This is a genomic window from Niveispirillum fermenti (assembly GCF_048066175.1).
Classification (GTDB): domain Bacteria; phylum Pseudomonadota; class Alphaproteobacteria; order Azospirillales; family Azospirillaceae; genus Niveispirillum; species Niveispirillum fermenti.
In genome coordinates this window covers 75,750-95,669 of sequence record NZ_JBLTXA010000014.1, presented here as the reverse complement: position 1 = coordinate 95,669, position 19,920 = coordinate 75,750, and the positions used below count along the sequence as shown (strand labels likewise).

17 protein-coding genes are annotated in these 19,920 nt (G+C 64.6%); 12 read left to right on the top strand and 5 right to left on the bottom strand.

The window, feature by feature from the left end; genetic code table 11:
- Window positions 1–68 precede the first annotated feature (68 nt).
- The 4 genes from ACM9LZ_RS15240 to ACM9LZ_RS15225 form a co-directional block, all read right to left on the bottom strand.
- A complete protein-coding gene (locus ACM9LZ_RS15240; RefSeq protein WP_416620347.1) occupies window positions 69–677 on the bottom strand; it encodes an SCO family protein in 609 nt (202 codons plus the stop codon).
- 12 nt (window positions 678–689) lie between these two features.
- Window positions 690–1,193, bottom strand: coding sequence for a copper chaperone PCu(A)C (locus ACM9LZ_RS15235; protein ID WP_416620346.1), 504 nt, complete (start codon window positions 1,191–1,193; stop codon window positions 690–692).
- 52 nt (window positions 1,194–1,245) lie between these two features.
- Entirely contained in the window at window positions 1,246–1,587 is a 342-nt protein-coding gene (locus tag ACM9LZ_RS15230; RefSeq protein ID WP_416620345.1) for a hypothetical protein, read from the bottom strand.
- Between the two features lie 144 nt (window positions 1,588–1,731).
- A complete protein-coding gene (locus ACM9LZ_RS15225; RefSeq protein WP_416620344.1) occupies window positions 1,732–2,232 on the bottom strand; it encodes a hypothetical protein in 501 nt (166 codons plus the stop codon).
- A gap of 102 nt (window positions 2,233–2,334) precedes the next feature.
- Between ACM9LZ_RS15225 and ACM9LZ_RS15220 the strand changes: the two genes are divergently transcribed.
- The 12 genes from ACM9LZ_RS15220 to ACM9LZ_RS15165 all read left to right on the top strand — a co-directional run bounded on the left by ACM9LZ_RS15220 (window position 2,335) and on the right by ACM9LZ_RS15165 (window position 17,236).
- Entirely contained in the window at window positions 2,335–2,943 is a 609-nt protein-coding gene (locus ACM9LZ_RS15220; RefSeq protein ID WP_416620343.1) for a PAS domain-containing protein, read from the top strand.
- Window positions 2,944–3,661: 718 nt separating this feature from the next.
- Window positions 3,662–4,999, top strand: coding sequence for a replication initiation protein (locus ACM9LZ_RS15215; RefSeq protein ID WP_416620342.1), 1,338 nt, complete (start codon window positions 3,662–3,664; stop codon window positions 4,997–4,999).
- Between the two features lie 149 nt (window positions 5,000–5,148).
- Complete coding sequence (locus tag ACM9LZ_RS15210; RefSeq protein ID WP_416620341.1) at window positions 5,149–5,361, top strand: alkylphosphonate utilization protein; 213 nt, start codon at window positions 5,149–5,151, stop codon at window positions 5,359–5,361.
- A 93-nt stretch (window positions 5,362–5,454) separates the two neighbouring features.
- On the top strand, window positions 5,455–6,276 hold the full coding sequence (locus ACM9LZ_RS15205; RefSeq protein WP_416620340.1) for an alpha/beta fold hydrolase: 822 nt from the start codon (window positions 5,455–5,457) through the stop codon (window positions 6,274–6,276).
- Between the two features lie 118 nt (window positions 6,277–6,394).
- Window positions 6,395–7,384: a ParA family protein gene (locus ACM9LZ_RS15200; RefSeq protein WP_416620339.1), complete on the top strand. Its 990-nt coding sequence runs from the start codon at window positions 6,395–6,397 to the stop codon at window positions 7,382–7,384.
- Window positions 7,374–8,219, top strand: a complete 846-nt coding sequence (locus ACM9LZ_RS15195) for a ParB/RepB/Spo0J family partition protein (protein ID WP_416620338.1) — start codon at window positions 7,374–7,376, stop codon at window positions 8,217–8,219. The genes ACM9LZ_RS15200 and ACM9LZ_RS15195 overlap by 11 nt, the downstream gene beginning before the upstream one ends.
- A 93-nt stretch (window positions 8,220–8,312) precedes the next feature.
- The gene (locus ACM9LZ_RS15190; protein ID WP_416620337.1) at window positions 8,313–8,969 is read left to right on the top strand and encodes a hypothetical protein; all 657 of its coding nucleotides are present in this window, start codon (window positions 8,313–8,315) and stop codon (window positions 8,967–8,969) included.
- Between the two features lie 552 nt (window positions 8,970–9,521).
- Window positions 9,522–10,688, top strand: a complete 1,167-nt coding sequence (locus ACM9LZ_RS15185) for an efflux RND transporter periplasmic adaptor subunit (RefSeq protein WP_416620336.1) — start codon at window positions 9,522–9,524, stop codon at window positions 10,686–10,688.
- A 15-nt stretch (window positions 10,689–10,703) separates the two neighbouring features.
- Window positions 10,704–13,829, top strand: coding sequence for an efflux RND transporter permease subunit (locus ACM9LZ_RS15180; protein ID WP_416620335.1), 3,126 nt, complete (start codon window positions 10,704–10,706; stop codon window positions 13,827–13,829).
- A gap of 2 nt (window positions 13,830–13,831) precedes the next feature.
- On the top strand, window positions 13,832–15,217 hold the full coding sequence (locus ACM9LZ_RS15175) for an efflux transporter outer membrane subunit (RefSeq protein ID WP_416620334.1): 1,386 nt from the start codon (window positions 13,832–13,834) through the stop codon (window positions 15,215–15,217).
- Window positions 15,218–15,727: 510 nt separating this feature from the next.
- Entirely contained in the window at window positions 15,728–16,759 is a 1,032-nt protein-coding gene (locus ACM9LZ_RS15170; RefSeq protein WP_416620333.1) for a glycosyltransferase family 4 protein, read from the top strand.
- A 162-nt stretch (window positions 16,760–16,921) separates the two neighbouring features.
- Window positions 16,922–17,236 (top strand): PepSY domain-containing protein, encoded by a 315-nt coding sequence (locus ACM9LZ_RS15165; RefSeq protein WP_416620332.1) that lies wholly within the window; start codon window positions 16,922–16,924, stop codon window positions 17,234–17,236.
- Between the two features lie 73 nt (window positions 17,237–17,309).
- Here the strand turns inward: ACM9LZ_RS15165 and secD are convergent, their stop codons facing one another.
- Window positions 17,310–19,859, bottom strand: a complete 2,550-nt coding sequence (secD, locus tag ACM9LZ_RS15160) for a protein translocase subunit SecD (RefSeq protein WP_416620331.1) — start codon at window positions 19,857–19,859, stop codon at window positions 17,310–17,312.
- Window positions 19,860–19,920: the final 61 nt, after the last annotated feature.

Sequence of the window (19,920 nt, the reverse complement as noted above, 5' to 3'; positions counted from 1 at the left end):
GGGGGCGGGGAAAGGGACGGTGGCGGAATGTAGTCGCCGCCAGAGCGGTTTCCGGTCAACCGAAAACGCTAGCCGCGGACCTTGCGTATCCATTCCACCAGTTCAGCCGGGCTGGAGCCATGGCCGAAGACGCGGACAAACTGTCCGTTCCGGTCCATCAGGTAGATGAAGGCGGAATGGTCCATCAGGTAATCAGCCGTGCCCGCCTCTTCCGCCGATACCTTCTTATAATAGGCACGGTAGGATTTGGCAGCGGTGGCGATCTGTTCGGGCGTCCCCGTCAGTCCGCGCAGGGCCGGATGGAAAAGCGGCACATATTCAGCCAGTTGCGCCACCGTGTCGCGTTCGGGATCAACCGACACGAACAGTGCCTGTGTGTCCTGCTGTTCCGCCGGCGTCAGTTCGTCCAGCGCCTGGCCGATCAGTTGCAGATCGGTGGGGCAGATATCGGGACAGAAGCTGTAGCCGAAATAGACCAGCGACACCTTGCCATTCAAAATGTCCTGCGTGACCGACTGCCCCTTATGGTCGGTCAGGGAGAAGGGGCCGCCGATGGCGGCGCGCCCCTGTCCCTGCTCGGCCTGTGGTGACAGCCGGTCGGCGATCAGGACGATGGAACCCAGTACCGCAGCGGCTGCCAGCAGCACCAGGCCGGTCCAGAATGTCCGGCGACCCATGATCATGCCGCCTTAATGCTGGTGACCTTCATGACCCTTGCCATGGTCATGGTCGCCATGGTCATGCTCGGCAGCGCGGGCACCGGGACCCTGAACGGGAACGGTCACCGTAACATTGCCCGCCTTTTCGAAGGTGAGGGTCAAGGGGAAGCTTTCACCCTGCTTCAGCGGTGCCTTCAGCCCGATCAGCATGATGTGCAACCCGCCGGGCTTCAGTTCCGTCGGCGTGCCCGCCGTCACGGCGATCCCGCCTTCCACGGGGCGCATGCGGGCAATGCCGTCTTCCATCAGATGGGTATGCAGTTCCACCTTATCGGCAACCGGGCTGCTGGCACTGACCAGCTTGTCGCTGCCGCTGTCGATATTGACGGTCAGGAAAGCCGCGCCGGCCTTGGCCGTGGGCGCGCTGGCGCGGGAGAAGGGGGCCGTGACGCTGATTTCCGCCGCGTGGGCGGTGCCGGCCAGCAACAAGCCGGCCAGGGTGGCGGCGAACAGGCGGTGAATGGTCTTGCGCATGATTGAACTCCCTCGGGGGATACCATATGGAATCGGTGGTGGCAGGTGCGGGTCATCGCCCTGCTGGCGGTCCCCGGGCCCCCAATCCCGCCGGGGCCGACACAGCCCGCAACACCGGGCCGGGCGGTGCGGGCGTTACAGCAACCCTCCAGACCAGGGGTACGAACAGCGCCGACAGCGCCGCCGGCAATGACAAGCCCGCCATCATGGCGAAGGGACAAGGCAGGGCATGCGTATCCGCGGTACGCCCGCTACCGCCACCCGCCATGTCATCATCCGGCTGCGGGGCGGTGGTGGCGCAAAGGGCCAGGGTCAACCGACCTCGCCACAACGCCTCGCCATCCGGCATATATCCGCGCGGCACCAGGGCGACCAGCAGCATGACCGGCAGCAACCATGCCGCCGTCCATGCCCGCCACCCATCCGCCTCTGGCCGTGCTCCCCACATCATGAGCTATGCGATGCCATGACCGGGCGGGCCTGTCCAATGTTCTCTTGTCGCAAGCCGGCCGGGCCGGAACAGCAGGAACCCGGCATGTCAATGCAGACTGGCCCCTTGCGGCATCCGGACCATCAGCGGCACCGCGGCCGAAGACAGGGCATAGCCCGCCCCCCGCAGCAGCCGGGCATAATCGACCAGTGATGGTGCCGCCACCCGCGCCGCATGAAGCGGCAGCCAGGTCGATAACAGTGCCTCCACATCGACCACATCACCATTCTGGACCGATCGCATCGCGTTCAGCAGGGCCGCCTCGTCATCGGTCAGGCGCGTACAGGCCGGGCATCCCAACTGGGGTGGGTGGCGGGCGGCATAGGCGAAGACGCGCATCAGGGCGTCGATGCGCAGGGGCGCCCCCTCCACCCCCGCGGACAGATAGACATCGCGCAGCAGCAACGCGGGGCAGCGTCCCCGGCGCGCACATGTTGCCCAATAGCGCAGGCCCCACAGGGCCAGCCGGCCGGACGGGTACAGGGCGACGAACGGCATGTTGGCGGCGATGACCGGATGGGAGGGGCGACGGCGCTGGACGATCGGCACGGCTCTGGCTCCTTGGGGTTGATGCGATGTCGCAACTCTATCGCTATTAATAATCATTCTCAATATAGCAATGTGCCATTGCCAGCGCCGGGGGCCCGGTCCATGCTGGTCTGGAGAGGCGGCAAGGCGGAACGCATGGGCACCTTGATCCTGGCCAGACTGGCAGCACCCTTCGGCATGTGGGAAACCCATGCGCCACACCCATTGCCGGATACGCCCGACAGCATGGCGGCCTTCCACCTTGATTGGCAGCAATGCCGGGGCAGTCAGGCCTTTCCCACAGCCTTGGGCTTCACACCCCAGGCTCTGCAGGGGCCGGCGGGAAATCTGGCGCTGGTGGATCTGCGGCGGGGCGTGGAGCAGGCCCGCTATCTATGGGCGGGCCCCAACCTCGTGAAACTTTATGGCGCATCCCTGACGGGCCGGCTGCTGTCGCAATGCTATCGCGGCCAGGCATTGGCGGATGTCCGGGCTGCCTACCAGCGGATGCTGGACCAGCAGGGGCCGGTTTTCTCCGATCGGCGCTTCCGTATCTTCGGGGAGAAGCTGGGTTATCACCGCCTGCTGCTGCCATTGCTTGACGAGCGGGGGAAAGTCGGATTCGCGATGTTGCTGCTCCTGCCCAAGGGAAACCTGAAATCCTCGGTCGACTGGCGCCCCTACGAAATCGAACTTGAACTGGCCGAAGCATTGCGATCGGAAAGCCGGTGACAAACCATCCTTACCGCTTGGGGCGCAGCCCCCGGTGGGTAAGGGAATCGGGCAATCCTTACACCTCGGGGGCAAAGGCATAAGGCGGCGGCGTTTTATCATCGGGAGGCAGCATCCTTACGGTTCGGGGGACTAAAACCCATGGCTACAGCCATATCCATGTCCCTCTGGCGCTGGCGCCTGCCAAATCAACGGCCCGATTCCCTTACCGCACGGGGGCTTTCATCCTTACCGGTCGGGGGCTGTTGAGATCACCGATAGTCCGAAGACCCCAAGCCGTAAGGAATGCCCCCGGACGGTAAGGATGGCGGCGTGCTGGGCAATGACACCAGCCCCGGAGTCGGCCTTTCCCCCGGGATGTAAGGAAAAGAGCCCCCGATTCGGGATTTCCCACCTCATCACCGGGGGCAGGTAAAGGACAACCTGCCCATGTCCTGTTGCCAATCTCCCCAAAATCCTTGCCGTTATTTTGTTCCAGGATTCTTAAAAGGATTCAGGGGCTCGGAAAGCCGCGGAAAACCTGGCATTTCCGGTGATCATCCTTACAGCCTGGGGTGGGGTGTCCCTACAGGATGGGGGCGTTTGACCCACGCCCCAGGGCGTAAGCCCAGCCCCCGGGCCGTAAGGACGTGGGATTTTCCCAGCCATAGCCCCTTTCCTTACTTGCCTTGGCTGTAAGGAAGGGACTAGCTTGGCGGCACCAGACCAGGGGACCACCATGCCGCCATCCCGCCGCAAGAATGCCGCACCGGAACAGGGACCGGCCGCCTCCGCATCGCCCATGGGCAAGATGGGAACGATCGTACCCTATGTGCCGGGCGCTGGCGATACGGGTGTCGTAATCGAACTGGATGGCAGCCTGGTGGATGAGGAGAAGACCGATAATCTTCCGGCCCTGGACCGGATGGGCCATACGGCCCGCGTCGCCGCCGCGACGTTCGAACGGGATGGCTACAAGCATCTGATCAAGGCGGCTGAGGCCGTCTATTCCTATCCGGCCAACGGCTCCCGCCTGTCGCTGCCGGCGCAGAAGATGCTGAATTTCATGATCCATCTGGCCGGCAGCCAGAATTTCGCCAACAAGCTGTACCGCCTGCCCAAGAAGGTGGTGCGCGGCAACCACAAGGGCAATGAACGCATCTTCGACGCCCTGAAGGAGATTTACGAAAGCAGTCTGGTGGTCATCGGCCCCTTTCGCGGGCGACGCAGCCGGGCCGAGTTGCGTATCCTGTCATCCTATGTCCGGCCGGAAGATGAGGTGGAGATCGACAGCGCGGACATCCATTTCCAGTTCACCGATGCCTTCCTGGAATTGCAGCGCTCCTCCCAGCTCTGGGCGCGCCTGTCAGGCCCGGCCATGGTGAAGGTCACCAGCACTTATGCGCTGAAGCTCTATGAGATCGGGATGCAGCGCTATCAGATGGATCACCCGTCGCTGACCCTGGATATCGAGACGCTGCGCAAGCTGTTGAACGTGCCTGAAGGGGCGTACAAGGATTTCGGTATCCTGCGGACCCGCACCATCGACCGGGCCATGGTGGAGGTCAACCAGCTCGCCCCCTTCAGGGTGGAGATGCCGGAAGACAAGATGAAGCGCCGCGGCCGCAAGATCGAGGAGGTGACCCTGGATTTCCATGCCAAGGAGGAGGAGGAGGCCGCCGAAACCTTCCTGGAGCGGGAACGCAATTCGGCTGGCCGGAAGACCCGGCGTGAGACGGGCGGGACCAAGGCCCCCGCCGCCATCGCACAGACAAGGTCCCTGCCGGAACCGCCGCCCCCCTTACCGGATGCCGATGATGCCGAGGCGCTGTGGGCCGCCGCCCGTCATGCGCTAGGTCAGAAGCAGGTGCCGGGGCCGCTGCTGCGCGATCTCAGCGTTGTGGGGATCGAGGAGACGGCCCGCGGCAGCCGCCGGCTGGTGCTGCGCGCCGGCCACGCCGCCACGGCGGAAACAGCCCGTCGCAGCCATGAGGCGACGATCCGCGTCGTCCTGTCCTCCCTGACCTCCGGCACCATCGCCGAGGTGGAGTTCCAGTCCACACGCATCGGTCGTTGAAACAACCAGGATATCAACAGATGCACATTGTGGCCGGGTCGCGATGTGCTTTCGGCAATCCGGGCATCCCTGTTCCCTGGGCTATGGTCCGCATCCTCCCTTTTGCCCCTTTTCAACAGGGGGCACATGAACCCGGAAGGATGCAGGCGATGGACGTGAGGGATTGCAACGGCAACATCCTGGCCGAGGGTGACAGCGTCACCCTGATCAAGGACCTGAAGGTAAAAGGCGCCAATGTCACGCTGAAGCGCGGCACCATGGTGCGGAACATCCATCTGACCGATGATCCGGAAGAGATCGAGGGCAAGGTAGAAAAGGTGAAGGGCCTTGTCCTGAAGACCTGCTTCGTCAAGAAAGCCTGAACTGTCCACCTGTCGAACAGGAGAGGGGAGGCCAGGTGTGGCCCGGTCCGCTTCCGGCAATGCTGCCGGCCTGTTTCGCGGACCAGGGAGAGGATGATGATGCGGCTTCGGCGGGGATATGCGGACGGACCCTACGGCCAGATCCATTACTGGGACGGGGGCAGGGGCAAGCCGCTGGTGCTGGTGCATCAGGCCATCATGTCGGCCAATGAGTTCGACAATGTGTTCCAGCCGCTGTTGGATCGGGGCATCCGTCCCATTGCGCTGGACCTGCCGGGTTTCGGCCTGTCCGATCCCCCGCCGTTCGCACCGGGCATCCCCGACTATGCCGCTGCCATTCCGCCCTTGCTGGATGCCCTGGGCATCGGGCGGGCCGCCATCGGCGGTCACCATACAGGCGCGCTGGTCAGCAACGAGGCGGCCAATCTCTACCCCGACCGGATCACGGCCGCCATCCTGGGCGGGCCGCTGTTGCTGCCCGACCCGGTGCGCCAGGCCCTGATCGACGATATCGTCGCGCGGGAGAAGGCCTTCACGGCCCTGCCGGAAGCGGCCCATATGGTGGAGGTGGCCAAGGTGCGGGAGCGTTATGCCGCCGGCAGCGTCAGCCATGCCCGCATCACCGACTATGTCGTGCAGGCGATGCAGGCTTTCGCCATGGGAGCCTATTGGTACGGGCACAACGCCAGCTTCAACTATCGTCAGGAAGGGCCGCTGATGGCCCTGCGTCAGCCGGCCCTGATTCTGACCAACACGGGCGACATGATCTATCAGGCCGCCCTGGAGGCCCATCGCATGCGCCCGGACTTCGCCTTCCATGCAATCGAAGGCGGCGGCATCGACATCCTGGACCAGAGCCCCGTCGAATGGGCCAATGCCGCTGCCGACTTCCTGGATGGTGTCGATTACGCATGAGACCGCGCCGGGCTGGGACGGTCACTGTTGACATATAACAACCGCGTTAGTTGACGCCCCGTCAACCGATCCCTATGCTCCGCTCGCATCGACAGCCATTGGCACCGGGGGGCGGAGCATGGAAGGGACGGCGTTGCGGGCGGCGCGGGAAGCGCGCGGGGATACGCAGCAGGCCTTTGCCGACTGGCTGAACGCCAGTCTGGGCCGGCGTTACGACAAGGGCCGGGTTTCCCGCTGGGAAGGCGGGACAGAGAAAATTCCCCAGGCCGTGGCCGAGATTGTCGGCACCCCGGCCCGGCGGCACCGCGACCGCGCCACCATCATCGCCATTTCCAACCAGAAGGGCGGGGTGGGCAAGACCAGTGCCGCCGTCAACATCGCCGCCGCCCTGTCGGCGCTGGGGCAGCGGGTGCTGCTGGTCGATGCCGACCCGCAGGCCAGTGCCACGGTCCATCTGGGCATCTCCCAGGCCGAGGCGTCGGAGGCGGGACGCACGACCTATCACGTGATGCTGAAGGACCAGCCCGTGGCCGGAGCCGTGAACCCCGTCTGCGACGGGCGGTTCCACCTGCTGCCTTCCACCATCCTTCTGTCGGCGGCAGAGACGGAACTGATGGCCGAGCCCATGGGCACCCTGGTGCTGCGGGAGAAGCTGGCCTCCGTCGCTCGCTCATACGATTACATCCTGCTGGATTGCCCGCCGCACCTGGGCATGATGACGTTGAACGCCCTTGCCGCCGCAACGGGTGTTCTCATCCCCGTGCAGACGGAGATGCTGGCCATGATGGGCGTACCCCTGCTGCTGGACACTATCGCCAAGGTCCGCCGCCGCGGTAATCCTGATCTGGCCATCATCGGCATCCTGCCCACCATGTTCACGGCCCGCCATACGCAGGACCGCGCCACGCTTTCCGATCTGACCGAACGGTTCGGCGGCAGCTTGCGCATCTTCTCGCCGGTGCCACGCTCCACGATCTTTCCGCAATCCGTGGCAGCCGCGCAGCCGACGGTCGATGTCTCTTCCGACCCCGCCCTTGTCGCCCCCTTCCGCGAGGTGGCACATTCCCTGCTTCAGGCCGACCAGACGGAGGACGCCCATGTCGCGTAAGCTCGCCCGCACCAATCCGGCGCTCGCCCCGGCCATGCCGGTGGTGCCGCGCGACAGCGGGATGAACCGGCTGTTCGGCACCTCGGCCGATTTTCCCGAACTGGTGGAACTGGACCTGGATCAGGTCCAGCCCAATCCCGACCAGCCGCGACGACATTTCGACCCCCAGGGGCTGCAGGAGCTGGCCGACAGCATCCGCCACAACGGTCTGCTCCAGCCCATCCTGGTGAAGAAGGCCGCCGATGGCCGTTACGTCATCGCGGCCGGCGAGCGGCGATGGCGTGCCCACGGGCTTCTGGGCAAGCCCACGATCTTCGCCGTGATCACCAAGGGCGATATCGAGGAAGTGGCCCTGGTGGAGAACCTGCAGCGCCGTGACCTGGACGCGCTGGAAACCGCTTCCGCCCTGGCCCGGCTGGGGGAGCGGCACAATTACGCGCAGGAGCAGCTGGCGGCCGTCGTCGGCCTGTCCAAATCGGAAGTATCCCGGCTGCTGGCCCTGCGCGGATTGCCGGACAAGGTGCAGGCCGAATATGCGGCCCTGCGCGAGCGGGTGACGAAAAGCCACCTTTATCTGCTGGTCGATACCGAGGGGGAGGGCGCGCGGCTGGCGCTGTGGTCACGAATCAAGGACGGGGCGACCATCAAGGAACTGCGCGCTGCGCGGCAGACCCCGGCCGCCACACCCACCGGGGAAAGCCCCGTGCTTGCCGTGGCGCGCAAGCTGGGCCGAAGCCTGGACAAGCTGTCCGACCGGGCCGGCCGGCTGGCCGCAGAGGAGGTGGCATCGCTGACAGCGTTGCGTGACCGTATCGATCAGTTGATAAAGGGGTGATTTGCGACGTCGCAAGCCTGGGTCGCAAGCCTGGGCCCAATCCCCCGGGCGGTAAGGATTCGGGGTATTCCCCCAAAATGTAAGGATGATGTGATGACGCGGAAGCTGCTGGTGTCCTTTCTGGCCCTGGGCCTGCTGGCAACCCCCGTAATGGCCCAGACGCCGCCAGCTGCCGGCGGCGCGGCGCAGGCCGTCAACGCCAAGGTGGAAGGGTTTCGCAGTGCCCGCTTCGGCATGACGGAGGAACAGATCCGCCAGGCCATCGGCAAGGATTTCAAGCTTACCGGTGACTCCATCCAGAAGGTCACGGACCCGTCGGAACGGACCACGGCATTGCTGGTCAAGGTCAATGACCTGCTGCCCGATACGGGCCCGGCCGTCGTGGCCTATCTGCTGGGCTATAAATCGAAGAAGCTGTTCCGGGTGAATGTCACCTGGGGCCATGAGATCGGATCCCCCGCCAAGGCGGAGCAGATCGTCAACGCGGCCAATGCCCTGCGCAACTATCTGCTGGAACAGGGATATCGTACCGAAGGGCTGGTCCTGAACCACCCGCTGGGCAATGACGGGGTTCTGGTCTTCCAGGGCAGCGACGGCAAGGGACGGCTGACCGAACTGGTCCTGGGCATCGTCAGCCAGCCTTCCGGGAAGCCCGATACGCCGCCCACCGTGCAGGGGGCGAGCATGCGCCTGTCCTATGTGGAAAAGCCGGGTGAGCCCGACATCTACCGCATTCCGGGCGGTTTCTGATCCTATCCTTACCGTTTGGGGGCATCCTTACGTCCTGGGGGAATATTTTGTCCCGCGGCTTGTCGGATCGGGCCGCCGCCGCACGTCTTTGGAATGTGCCACGTTCAGGAAACCGCTTCTCCCGTCATCGCCGCGCCAGCGGAAGGATGGCGGCGAAGAGGGCGGAGCCGATTCCGCCCTGAACCTGACAAGCACGGGCCTGAAGATCAGGTAAAGACGGCGGAGGATGCTTTGCGCACAGAACCAGCGATGCGGATACCGGAAATTGCGCAACGGGGCCCTGCGGCCGGAATTGCACCGGCTAGTGACCGGGATCACAGGTTTAAAACGTCGATACCATGATAAATCGGCCCAACCGTTGGTAGGCAGGATGCCTGTCGGCGTGCGCGCGGCACCATCACCCCTATCGCGTTACTGTCATGGGGATGGCCACGTGTACGGTGTTCAACGGAAATCGTATATGATGCATCCGCTATCGGATGTAATTTCATGACCGGAATGCCGGGACAGCTCCGGAGTGCCGGGACAACAAAGTTCAAGGGAACTGGCAGCATGCTCCTCAAACGTTCTATCGGCCCCGTCGCCCTTTTGGCATTGTCGCTTACGGCTTGCGGACAGGATGGCGGGGGCGCCGGCGCGGGTGGGGGTATGCCACCGGCCGAGGTGGCCGTGATCGCTGCCAAGCCGGCACCCTTCACGGTGACGACGGAGCTGACGGGCCGCGTCACGCCCTACCAGGTGGCCGAGATCAGGCCGCAGGTATCCGGGATCATCAAGGAGCGGCTGTTCACGGAGGGCACGGACGTTCAGGCCGGACAACCGCTCTACCAGATCGATCCGGCCCCCTATCGCGCCGCCCTAGCCCAGGCCCAGGCCGACCAGAAAAGCGCACAGGCGCAATTGACGGCGGTGAAGGCCAGGGCCCAGCGTTACAAGGAACTGGTCGCCGTCCGGGGCGTCAGCCAGCAGGAATATGATGACGCCGTGTCGGAACTGGGCGCGCGGGAAGCCGCTGTCGCCGCCGCCACCGCCGCGCTGCAAACCGCGCGCATCAATCTGGACTATGCCAGCCTGACGGCCCCCATCTCGGGCCGGATCGGCCGGTCCCGTGTGACGCCGGGCGCCCTGGTGACGGCCGGGCAGGAGAGCATGCTGACCAGCGTGACGCAGCTCGATCCGATCTATATCGACCTGACCCAGTCGGCCGATGCCCTGTCGGCCCTGCGCCGGCAGGTGACGGCCGGCAGCCTCAGCCTTCCGGAGGACGGGAAGCTGAAGGTCAAGCTGATCCTTCCCGATGGCAGCACCTATGCCGAGGAGGGCGTGCTGGACTTCGCCGATGTCACGGTGGACCAGGGCACGGGTACGGTGGGCCTGCGCGCCACCTTCCCCAACAAGCATATGGAATTGCTGCCGGGCATGTTCGTGCGAGCCGTGGTGGAACAGGGCACCTATGCCAGCGCCATGCTGGTTCCGCAGCAGGGTGTCATCATCGGACCCGGCGGCCACCCCGTGGCCATGGTCGTGGGCCAGGGCGACAAGGTGGAGCCGCGCCCCCTGAAGACGGCGAAGGCCGTGGGCGACCAGTGGGTCGTCATCGGCGGGCTGGCGCCCAATGACCGGGTGATCGTGCAGGGCGTGATGAAGGCCCCACCGGGTGCCCAGGTGAAACCGGTGCCCTATCAGCCCGCCGCGGCCCCTGCCGCTCCGGCGCATTGACCGGAGTAGCGGATCATGGCGAAATTTTTCATCGATCGCCCGGTTTTCGCCTGGGTGATCGCCATCGTCATCATGCTGGCCGGTCTGCTGTCGATCCTGCGTTTGCCGATCGAGCAGTATCCCGCCATCGCGCCGCCGGCCATCGCCGTGTCGGCCGTCTATCCCGGTGCGTCGGCCGAAACGCTTGAAAAGACCGTCACGCAGGTTATCGAGCAGAACCTGAAGGGCATCGACAATCTGCGCTATATGTCGTCCAGCAGCGATGCATCCGGCAGCGTGACCATCACGCTGACCTTCGATGCGGGGACCGATCCCGACATCGCGCAGGTGCAGGTACAGAACAAGGTCACGCCGGCCCTGTCCTCCCTGCCGTCCGAAGTGCAGTCCCGTGGTGTCACGGTGTCGAAATCGTCGGCCAGCTTCCTGATGGTGGTGGCATTCGTTTCCACCGATGGCCGGTTGAGCGACATCGATATCAGCGATTTCATCGCCTCGCGCATCCAGGATCCGGTCAGCCGCGTCAACGGCGTGGGCAACATCCAGGTGTTCGGCGGCAGCTATGCCATGCGCATCTGGCTGGACCCCGTGAAGATGGCGGGCTTCGGCATGACCTCTGCCGAGGTCATCGCCGCCATCCGTGCCCAGAACGCGCAGGTTTCCGCCGGTCAGGTGGGTGGCACACCCTCCGTGGCGGGCCAGCAATTGAACGCGACCGTGACGGCACAGGGCCGCCTGGCCACGCCGGAACAGTTCAGCGCCATCCTGGTCAAGTCCAACCCTGACGGGTCGTCCGTGCGGCTGGGCGATGTGGCCCGCGTGGAACTGGGGGGTGAGACCTATGATTTCGTGACCCGGTACAACCGGCAGAACGCATCGGGTCTGGCCGTCAACATGGCGACTGGCGCCAATGCGCTGGAAACGGCTGAAAACGTCAAGGCCGCCATCGAAGCATTGCGCCCTATCTTTCCTGAAGGGGTGGATGTCGCCTATCCGTTCGAAACCACGCCCTTCGTGAAGCTGTCGGTGCAGGAGGTGGTGAAGACCCTGGCCGAGGCCGTCGTGCTGGTCTTCTGCGTGATGTACCTGTTCCTGCAAAGCTTCCGGGCCACGCTGATTCCCACCATCGCCGTGCCCGTGGTGCTGCTGGGCACCTTCGGTGTCCTGGCGGCGTTCGGCTTCACCATCAACACGCTGACCCTGTTCGGGGTCGTGCTGGCTATCGGCCTGCTGGTCGATGATGCCATCGTGGTGGTGGAGAATGTCGAGCGCGTGATGGAGGAGGATGGTCTTTCCCCGCGTGAGGCGACGCGCAAATCCATGGGGCAGATCACCGGGGCCCTGGTCGGCATCGGCATGGTGCTGTCGGCCGTGTTTGTGCCCATGGCGTTCTTCCCCGGTTCCACGGGCGTCATCTACCGGCAGTTCTCCATCACCATCGTATCGGCCATGGCCTTGTCGGTGCTGGTGGCATTGATCCTGACGCCGGCCTTGTGTGCCACGATGCTGAAGCCGCCGCAGCATGGGGAGCGCCGGGGCTTCTTCGGCTGGTTCAACCGCAATTTCGGCCGGGCCAACCGGGCCTATGTGAGCGCCGCGGGCGGCATCATGCGCCGGTCCAAGCGTTTCATGCTGGTCTTTGCGGGTCTGGTGGCGCTGTTGGCCTTCCTGTTCCTGCGCATGCCGACGGCCTTCCTGCCGGAAGAGGACCAGGGCGTGGTCTTCGCCATGGTCATGGCACCGCCGGGTGCCACGCAGGAACGCACGATGGAGATCGTCAAGCAGGTGGAAAACCATCTGCTGGACAATGAGGGCCAGTATATCGATGGCGTCTTCTCCGTGGGCGGCTTCAGTTTCGCCGGCCAGGGCCAGAATTCGGCCATCGTCTTCATCAACCTGAAGGACTGGTCGGAACGCAAGGGAGAGGGTACATCCGCGCAGGCCATCGCCATGCGCTCCATGGGGGCCTTCATGGGCCTGAAGGACGCCATGGTCTTCGCCTTCACCCCGCCGGCGGTGATGGAACTGGGCAATGCCACAGGCTTCGACTTCCAGCTTCTGGACGAGGCGGGGCAGGGGCATGAAACCCTGCTGGCGGCGCGTAACCAGTTGCTGGGCATGGCCGCCCAGAACCCCGCGCTGGCCGGTGTGCGCCCGAACGGGATGGAGGATACGGCCCAGTTGAAGGTGGAGGTGGACAAGGACAAGGCCGCCGCCCTGGGCCTTGACATCAGTGATATCAACAGCACGCTGTCGGTGATGTGGGGGTCGACCTATGTTGATGATTTCGTGGATCGCGGCCGTGTGAAGCGCGTGTTCCTGCAGGCCGATGCACCCTTCCGCATGCTGCCGGAGGATGTGGGCAAGCTGCATGTGCGCAACAATCAGGGGGAGATGGTTCCCTTCTCGGCCTTCGCCCACACATCCTGGACCTATGGTCCGCCCAAGCTGGAACGGTTCATGGGCACGGCATCCATGAACATCCAGGGGGAGCCGGCGCCAGGATACAGTTCCGGGGCCGCCATGGCGGCGATCGAGGAACTGGTGGAGCAGTTGCCCGACGGCATCGGGCTGGCATGGACGGGCCTGTCCTATGAAGAGCGGCTGTCCGGCGCCCAGGCGCCTGCCCTTTACGCCCTGTCCCTGCTGGTGGTGTTCCTGTGTCTGGCCGCCCTTTATGAAAGCTGGGCCATCCCGCTGGCCGTGATGCTGGTGGTGCCGCTGGGCGTGCTGGGGGCCGTGGTCGCGGCGACCCTGGCCGGCCTGCCCAACGACATCTATTTCCAGGTGGGCCTGCTGACAACCATCGGCCTGTCGGCGAAGAACGCCATTCTGATCGTGGAATTCGCCAAGGAACATTACGAAAAGGGGATGGATCTGGTGGAGGCCACGCTGGAGGCGGCGCGTCAGCGCCTGCGGCCCATCATCATGACGTCCATGGCGTTCATCCTGGGCGTTACCCCGCTGGCCATTGCGTCGGGTGCGGGGTCGGGCAGCCAGAATGCCATCGGCATCGGCGTGGTGGGCGGCATGCTGTCCGCCACCTTGCTGGCCATTTTCTTCGTACCCCTGTTCTTCGTGGGTGTCGAACGGCTAATGAACCGCCGGGCCCGTGCCCAGAACATTCAGGCCGGGCAGGAGTGAGGATGATGCGCAAGCCTGCTTATCTGACCCTTTTCACCAGCCTGCTGCTGGCGGGCTGCACCCTGGCCCCCGATTACCAGGCGCCCGTCACGGGGATCGCCGGGCAGTATCCGGCGGGCACCATGGCAGCGCCTGCGGCCGACGTCGCTTGGCGGGACTTCTTCCTGGAGCCGGAGCTGCAGGGCCTGATCGAACAGGCGCTGGTGCGCAACCACGATCTGCTGATCGCCGCCGGCAATGTGGAGCGTGCCCGCGCGCTCTACCGCATCGAACGGTCGGCGCAACTGCCCAGTGTCGCGCTGGGTGGCCAGGCCAGCCGTGCCCGCACCGTGGGGCCGGCAGGGGGCATCAATGAACAGATCGGGGTCAATGTCGGTTTCACCGCCTTTGAACTCGACCTGTTCGGCCGGGTACGCAGCCTGTCCGATGCGGCCCGCCAGAGCTATCTGGCCACGGCCGCCGCGCGGGAGACGGCGCGCCTGACCGTGGTGGCGGAGGTGGCGAACACCTATCTGACCCTGCTGGCCGATCGCGAGCAGCTTGCCCTGACGGAACGGACCTTCGCCGCCCAGCAGGAGAGCTATGACCTGATCCGGCAGGCCTATGACCGTGGGGCCCGCAATCTGCTGGAACTGCGGCAGGCCGAAACCCTGCTGGAGACGGCGCGCGCCGACCATGCCGCCTATCGCCGCCAGGTGGCGCGGGATGAGAATGCGCTGGCCGTGCTGACCGGTGGCCCCGTGACCGTGGCGGCCGACCGGGAACTGGGGGCGGACGGTACGTTGCTGATCCCCGCCCTGCCGGAGGGCCTGCCGTCAGATCTTCTTGTCCGGCGTCCCGATATCATGCAGGCCGAGCATACGCTGCGGGCCGCCAATGCCAATATCGGCGCCGCGCGGGCGGCCTTCTTTCCGCGACTGAGCCTGACCAGCGCGCTGGGAACGGCCAGCACCTCGCTGTCCGGCCTGTTCGAGGATGGCAGCAAGACCTGGAGCGTGGGCGCCGATGCCAGCCTGCCGCTGTTCGATTTCGGCCGCAACCAGGCCAATCTGGACGTTGCCAAGGCCGAGCAGGAGATCGCCGTGGCGCAGTACCAGGGCACGGTGCGCACGGCCTTCCAGGAGGTGGCAGACACGCTGGTGGCCCGGGCCACCCTGGATGACCAGATCGCCGCCCAGACGGCCCTTGTCGCGGCCGCTCGGGAAAGCCAGGAGCTTTCCCAGGCACGCTATGACCGCGGCATCGACAGTTATCTGCAGGTACTGGACGCGCAACGCAGCCTTTATGGCGCCGAGCGCACGCTGATTGCCCTGCGATTGGAGCGGTTGGCGAATCTGGTCACGCTTTACAAGGCGCTGGGTGGTGGTACAGGTGATCGCGCAGATTGATGTTTCTGCGTTGCAACAATAAATTCACAAGGCAAGGGGGCGGGCAATCCAGGGATGCCCGCCCCTTTTGTTTGGACGGTCCGATACGTGCTGGCCGTATTCGAGTCGCATCCGTCTTTCGGACGAAAATTAATGTGTGTTATGCCGAAAGTCCTTACGTTCCGCCCTCTTCCGCATGGCTCATAATCGGAATGGCATAGGCTTATCAGCCAAAACTGTGCCATTTAGGCATCAGATATGTTAATCTCCATGTCAGTAAGTTGTTTTTGTCTCTCCGCGCTTCCAACGCAGAGCATCCCTACGCTAATGTCTTCACGGTCTGTCGGGTGCTATGGTAAACAGCCATGGCTTTCGGCGCTGCGGTACGGAAGGGGCGGACCGCGGAACGAATACGCATCAGGGAACGTTTCCCCGGCGCTCTGAATATCCTCGTCAATGTTCGGCACAACCGGACTGGTGTGGGTTGAAGAGGGGAAGCAATCTCGCAAACCTCGTTCGAGGGTGGGAAAATTGACGTATATTTTGGCTGTGGTTCTGCAGATCGCCCTGTCTGCCCTGATTTGCCTGTCGGCACGCCCGATCGGGGATGCCCTGGGGATCATGGACAAGCCCGACAGTCTGCGCAAATTGCATCGCGGTGCCGTTCCCCTGGTCGGCGGCCTGGCGATCCTGTTGCCGGCGATGCTGGTTGGAACCGGGCTTTCCATCATGGATGATGTGACCGGGCACTGGGTCATCGTGCCTGTCATGACGACGCTGTTCGTCATGGGCATGCTGGATGATCGTCAGCACCTGCCGCCCGCCGTCCGTTTGTCCGTCTCGTTGGTCATGTTCTCCGTGGCCATGATCCTGTCCCCGCATCTGGCGCTGACCAGCCTGGATTTCGGTGATGGCACCGTGGTGGATGTACCGCCCTTCCTGGGGGTGATGCTGACCGTGATCAGCCTGGTCGGGTTCCAGTACGCCTTCAACATGAGCGACGGGGCCAACGGTATTGCCAGCGGCACGGCCATGATCTGGGCGTTCTTCTTCGCCCTGGCCGGGGCTGGCACCTTGTCGGTGATCGCTCTGCTGATCCTGGCTGGTGGCGCGGTTTTCCTGATGTTCAACATGCGTGGCCGCATTTTCCTTGGGGATAGCGGGGCCTATGGCATTTCCGCCGCCATGGGGCTGCTGGGCCTTGCCATCACCAATCATCCGGGCAGCGGCCTGGCCAACATGCAGCTCATGGGCCTGTTCCTGCTGCCCGTGCTGGACTGCCTGCGCCTGATCGTGGCCCGCAAGCGGGCCGGGCGGGCGCCCTTCTCCCCCGACCGGGAGCATCTCCACCATTACCTGCTGCGCTGGCTGGTATCGCCCACCCGCACGGCCCTGTTCTACTGGATCATGGTGGCGTTGCCGAACGCTGTCGGTCTGATGGTGGGGGGTGTGTCCGGCTTCATGCTGACCGTGATCCTGACCCTCGCGCTCTATCGTGTCGCCATTGCCCGCACCGCAGCGATCCCGGCACCGGCCGGCGTGATCGGCGGCGAGGCGCGCTGACAGGCTTCCCGATCCCGCCGGGTTCCTCCCGAAGCGGTACTACTGAAAGCGGCCGGGGCCATTTCCCGGCCGTTTTTCTTTTCCCGGCCCTGTTCATGCCGGGTTCAGGCCCCACCTGTCAGGATGCAGTCATCCTTGATCCAACAAGACAGGAGCGACCTGATGTTCTTCCCCCGTATCCTTGCCGCCGCCCTTCTGACCACCACCCTGGGCACCGGTGCCTATGCCCTGGCCCAGGGAACGACCGGTGCCGTCCCCGCGGCGCCGGGTCCCGCCATCGGGGCGGCCGGCCAGCCGCCGCTGCCCATGGCCGAACTGCTGGACAAGGTGGCAGCCCAGGGCTATCGCGATGCACAGGGCTTTGAACGCAAGAGCGACAAGCTGGTAGAGGTGAAGGCCACCAACGCCGACGGCCGTCGCGTGGAGCTTGATGTCGATGCCCGTACCGGGGAGGTGCTGAAGGTCGACCGGGATTGACGAGCGCCCCCCCCACTGGTCCCCGCGGCCCATGAAAAAACCCCGGCACCACAGGGTGCCGGGGTTTTCTCTGTCAGGCCTTGCTGGTGGCCTCGCCGTCCGCCTGTGGCTCGTCGGCGGGCGGGTCGTCCGCATCCATGGTTTTGCGCAGCCTGTTCTCGCCCAGATAGAGCAGGATGGGGGCCGCGATGAAGATCGAGGAGGACGTGGCCAGAACCACACCGAACAGCAGCGCCCAGGCAAATTCCCGCAAAGCCTCACCGCCGTAGAGTGCCAGCGGGATGATCGACAGGAAAATGGCGATGCTGGTGTTGATGGTGCGGGTCATGGTCTCGTTGATCGACCGGTTGATCAGTTCGCGCAGCGGCATCTTGCGGTAAAGCCGCAGGTTTTCGCGCACGCGGTCATAGACCACGACCTTGTCGTTGATGGAGAAGCCCATGATGGTCAGCATGGCGGCAATGGCCGTCAGGTTGAACTGCATCCCCGTCAGCGAGTAGAAGCCGATGGTCTTGGTGGTATCCAGCAACATCGTGATCACCGCCCCGATGCCGAATTGCCATTCGAACCGGATGGTGATGTAGAACAGCATGGCGATGGCCGCCAGCCCCAGGGCGATCATGCCGTTCGTGAACAGCTCGGCGGAAACCGAGGCGCCCACCGCCTCCACACGTCGGACCTCCGTGCCGGGGAAATTCTGCTCCAGCGCGGTGGTCACGGCCTTAATGGCGGCTTCCTGATTGCTCTCAGCCCCTTCCTGCCGCTCCATGCGCAAGATCACGTCGCGGTCGGACCCGAAGGCCTGAAGCGACACGGGGCCGACATCCACCCCTTCCATCACCTGACGCAGGCGGGGGAAATCGGTCGGCTCGGGGGTCCGCACCTCCATCACGATGCCGCCGGCGAAGTCGATGCCGTAATTCAGGCCGGGCTTGAAGAACAGCGCCACCGACAGGGCGGACAGGATCACCGAAACGATCAGGCCGGCATGCCGGCCCTTCATGAAGTTCACGTTCCAGCCATAGGTCTTGAGACTGAACGGCCCCTTGACCGGCAGTTCCCGGCGCCGCTTGCGACGGAACCAGATGGCCGTCAGCAGGCGGGCCACCAGCGTGGCCGTGAACATCGAGGTGATGATGCCCAGCGACGTGGTGACAGCGAAGCCCTTCACCGAGCCCGTGCCGACAATATAGAGCAGAACCATCTTGATCAGCGTGGTCAGGTTGCTGTCGATGATGGTGCCCATGGCCTTGGTATAGCCGGCCTCCAGCGCCGACAGGGCGGTCCTGCCTTTGCGCAATTCCTCGCGGATACGCTCGTTGATCAGGATGTTGGCATCCACCGACATGCCCAGCGTCAGGACGACGCCGGCGATGCCGGGCAGGGTCAGCGTAGCTTCCAGCATGGCCAGACAGGCCAGTGTCAGGAACAGGTTGAAGATCAGCGCCGCATTGGCGATCAGGCCGAAGAAGCCGTAGGTCATCCACATATAGCCGAAGACCAGCACGACGCCGACAAGGCAGGAAATCAGGCCGGCCTTGATGCTGTCGGCACCCAGTTCCGGGCCGATGGACCGTTCCTCCACCACCGTCAGCGGGGCGGGCAGGGCGCCGGCACGCAGCAGCACGGCCAGTTCATTGGCCGTCTGGGCCGTGAAATTGCCGCTGATCTGCCCGCGGCCACCCATGATGGGCTCGTTGATCACGGGGGCGGAGATGATGCGCCCGTCCAGCACGATGGCGAAGGGCCGGCCGACATTGGCGCGGGTGATCTCACCGAAGCGGCGGGCACCGATGCTGTCGAAGCTGAAGGACACCACCCAGCGGCCCGTCTGCGGGTCCGCGCTGGGCTGGGCATCGGTCAGGGTCGCGCCATCCACCTCGACGCGCTTGCGCACCAGGATCTGGCTGCCGCCGGCACCCCGGTCGGCATTCATCATCCACTCAAATCCCGGTGGGGCGGCGCTGCCCGGCGCAATGGACGGATCGCCGACCAGATGGAAGGTCATCTTCGCCGTCTGGCCCAGCAGGCGCTTGATACGGCCGGGATCGGTCACCCCGGGCAACTGAACCAGCACGCGGGAGGCGCCCTGGCGGGCTACCATCGGCTCGTTCACGCCGGTCTCGTCGATACGACGGCGGACGATCTCCAGCGACTGGTCCACGGCCTTGCTGACGCGGTTGGCCAGGGCCTGCTGGCTGAAGGCCAGACGCAGCCGTCCGGTTTCAGGCACGATGGAGAAATCGCCAACCTCGCCGGGCAGGGCGCCCTGCGTCATGGGACGCAACGCCTCGGTGGCACGCGCGGCATCGGCCTGATCGGCCAGACGCACGATGATGCCATCGCCATCCACGGCCACGCCCGTCGTGCGCACCTCCGCGCTGCGCATCAGGCCGCGGGCTTCGTCTGTGGCATTGTCCAGCCGTTCGCGCTTCACGGCCTCGGCATCCACCTCCAGCAGCAGGTAGGAGCCGCCCTGGAGATCCAGGCCGAGATTGAAGTGACGCGCCGGCATCCAGGAAGGGATATTGTGCGAGCCGATCAGGCTGGGGATCGACACCAGCACGCCCAGAAAACAGATCAACAGGATGATCGTCGTCCGGGCCTTGGAGAAATTAAGCATAGGCAGGTCCGATCGCGGAGAAACCGGCGTCGGTCACGCCGGCTTTGATCATTGAACGGGG